Genomic DNA, 2,825 nt, shown 5'->3' with positions numbered 1-2,825 from the left:
GGGCGGTGAAGGTGTGGTTCGTCCACAGCTCGCGGGACGCCTCTTCTGGATAAGGGGCGATCGTGGGGGATGTGTCGAAGATTTGGGTCAGGCGTTGTGAGGGGTCGTAGGCGGGCCAGTTCGGGGTGCCGGATGTCGCGAAGCTCGTCCAGGTGGGGCGGATTCTTGCCGATAGTTGAGCGGCGGCGGGGCGGTCGTTGATCAGCAGGTCGGCCAGACCGCCTGTGAGGTTGCCCCAGACCAGGGGAACGTCCAGGGCGTGGCAGGCGCCGAGGCTGTTCGCGGACCAGGTCAGCTCGTACAGGTGCACGCGGCCTCCGCCGGTGGCCTGGGCCTCCGCGAGGTGCAGTGTCGGCATCCTGAAGAGCCAGTCGGAGTGGACGACTTCGTAAAGGGTCTCGGCGGTGGCACTTGGGTAGGCGTCGCGGTAGGCCGCCGGATCGGGCGCGAAGGTGTGCAGAGCGGTCGCGGCCTGTTCGTCGGTGATCTTGCCGAGGAGCCCGCTCATCGCGACGAAGAGGCGGTACTCGTCACGGTTGTGCCCGGTGATCAGGGGGATGTCGCGGGCGGATCCGGCGGCGAGTGCCGCCCAGGGGGTGCGTGGCAGTACGTCGCCGTCCACGACCGGAGAGAACGGAGTCGGGGTGTGCGCGACCGGTCCCCACTGTGGGTGTCGCGCCATGGTGGCGGCGACGGCGTCCACGGATTCCATCAGGCGGGCGGGAGGGATCTCAGCGAGGGCCTGGCGAACCGGGCGGACACCGGCCTTGGCGGCGATCACGCCGCTGATGTCGTCCGCTAGAGCGGGGGAGAAGAACGTGCCCGGGACGCTCTGCGCGATGGCGCGGCGGAACAGGCCGGACGCGCGCGGCATCGCGAGGAGCGCCGCGATGGAGCCCGCGCCTGCGGACTCGCCGAAGACCGTGACGTTGTCCGGATCACCGCCGAACGCCGCGATGTTGTCCCGGACCCAGGTGAGTGCGGCGACCTGGTCCAGGAGACCGCGGTTGGCGGGCGCGCCCTCGATCTGCCCGAACCCCTCCATGGCCACGCGGTAGTTGAACGTCACCACGATCACACCGCCCTCGCGCGACAGCACCGCGCCGTCGTAGCCGGGGTCGGAGGAGTGGCCGATGAGGTAGGCGCCGCCGTAGATCCACACCATGACGGGCAGGCCGCCGGCACCCGGGTCGGGCGTCCAGACGTTGCAGGTCAGCCAGTCGTCGCCGGACAGCTGGGGGACGCCGGGCGTAAGCGCGGACGATTGTGGCGGGGCGGGGCCGAACGCGGTGGCGGGACGGGTCCCGTCCCAGGCGTCGGGCGGTTCGGGCGCCGCGAAGCGCAGCGGACCCACGGGTGGACGCGCGAAAGGGATCCCGCGGAAGACGGCGAGGCCGTCCTCGTGCGTCCCGCGCACGGCACCGTACGCGGTGCGTACCTCGGCGGTCACGGGCCACTCGCTCTGAGACGACAACACATGCCCTCGAAATCCTTCCGGCCGGTACGGCTGCGGACACGCATTCTTCCGCTTAACGGAAGCGGTGCTGACGTTGCTACAGGCCGCCCGTGACTGCTTATGGCCGATGCGCTCACGGTGCGGCGGGTCGTTCATGTGGGTGGGGTCATTCGGCCTGGGGGTGCAGGGCGCGTTGCAAAGCGTTCAGGCGGTCGGTGCGCATCCGTTTGGTTACGGAGGCTTCCTTGACCATCGTCGAGCCGTGGAAGGTGCCCGGGTAATGGTGCAGTTCGGTGGGGACCCCTGCCTGGATCAGGCGGTGTGCGTAGGTGAGGCCCTCGTCCCGCAGCGGGTCGAACTCGCATGTGGTCACGTAGGCGGGCGGTAGACCTGTGAGGTCCTCCGCGCGGGCGGGGGCCGCGTACTGGGAGACGCCCTCGGTGCCTCGGACCCCCTCGCCCAGGTAGTAGTCCCAGCTCAGTTCGGCGTTGTGCCGGTGCCAGAGCGGCGTGTCGGTGAAGGCCCGCATGGACGGGGTGTCGAGCCGGTCGTCCAGTTCGGGGATGCCGAGGAGCTGGAAGCACAGCGCGGGTCCGCCGCGGTCGCGGGCCATCAGGGCGACGGCCGCCGACAGTCCTCCGCCCGCGCTGTCGCCGCCCACCGCGAGCCTGCCAAGGTCGATACCGAGTTCGGCCGCGTTGGCGGCGGCCCAGGTCAGGACGGTGTAGCAGTCGTCCAGACCGGCCGGGAACGGGTGCTCCGGCGCGAGCCGGTAGCCGACGGACAGGACGACGGCACCGACCTCCGCCGCGAGTTGCATCGCGTCGTCGTGGGACGAGTCGATGCTGCCGAGCACGAACCCGCCGGCGTGGATGAACACCAGGCCCGGCAGGTCGCCGTCCCGGTCGGCGGGCGCGAAGACGCGCACCGGGACGTCGGGTGCGCCCTCGGTCCCGGGGACTCGCACGTCGCGGACGTCCACCGGAACCGGCGGCACGTACTGCGGCTTGCCGAACATCTCCAGCTCGTCCCTGCGGATCTGCTCGTACTCGCTGATCGAGAGCTGCGGGATCATCGAGATCCACGGGACGAGTTCGGGATCGTAGGCGTAGGTCACTACGGGGCTCCAATCGACGCGCGTCTGGCTCCAGTCTCGGGCCCTTTGCCCTGATTGCCCAGGGGCTCCGGGTGCTGGAGAGCACGATCGGTGCGGGTGGACCGCTAGAGCGGAGTCGGCCAGTGTGGGGAGATTTGCCCACGGCAGGCTGTGGTTATGGCTTCTGGCTTGGTCTGGGGGTGAGCTTTCCTGTCCCTTGAGGGCTGTGGAGAGCGGAGGTGGGGAGGCAGGGGGGAGCGCCCGGCGTGAGGT

At 70.1% G+C, this 2,825-nt stretch carries 2 protein-coding genes; both read right to left on the bottom strand.

All coding sequences use genetic code 11. From position 1 onward, the window contains the following. Nucleotides 1–1,450 (bottom strand): carboxylesterase family protein (locus E1200_RS32465; protein ID WP_243709025.1); only part of this gene is annotated, 1,450 nt, incomplete at its 3' end. 172 nt (nt 1,451–1,622) lie between these two features. Further along, the gene (locus E1200_RS32460) at nt 1,623–2,573 is read right to left on the bottom strand and encodes an alpha/beta hydrolase (RefSeq protein WP_131956380.1); all 951 of its coding nucleotides are present in this window, start codon (nt 2,571–2,573) and stop codon (nt 1,623–1,625) included. Nucleotides 2,574–2,825 lie beyond the last annotated feature (252 nt).

It is taken from the genome of Actinomadura sp. GC306 (assembly GCF_004348665.1).
Classification (GTDB): domain Bacteria; phylum Actinomycetota; class Actinomycetes; order Streptosporangiales; family Streptosporangiaceae; genus Spirillospora.
Note: the sequence above shows the minus strand (reverse complement) of the source record. Positions and strands in the feature narration are given on the sequence as shown.